The organism is Paenibacillus montaniterrae (assembly GCF_018403185.1).
Classification (GTDB): Bacteria; Bacillota; Bacilli; order Paenibacillales; family Paenibacillaceae; genus Pristimantibacillus; species Pristimantibacillus montaniterrae.
Genome location: NZ_BOSE01000072.1, coordinates 1 through 227 on the forward strand (window position 1 = coordinate 1; position 227 = coordinate 227).

A 227-nucleotide genomic window follows, 5' to 3' on the forward strand; every position below is an offset into this window, starting at 1 on the left:
TTAGGCTTTCGGCGGATGGGATTCTCACCCATCTTTTCGTTACTCATACCGGCATTCTCACTTGAATACAGTCCACCAGTCCTCACAGTCTGACTTCAACCTATATTCAACGCTCCCCTACCCAAGTACCTTACGGTACATGCCATAGCTTCGGTGGTGTGTTTAGCCCCGTTACATTTTCGGCGCAGAGTCACTCGACCAGTGAGCTATTACGCACTCTTTAAATG

General features: G+C 48.5%; 1 rRNA gene. It reads right to left on the minus strand.

The window, feature by feature from the left end:
* Positions 1-227, minus strand: a 23S ribosomal RNA gene (locus KJS52_RS27220); the annotation flags it as partial.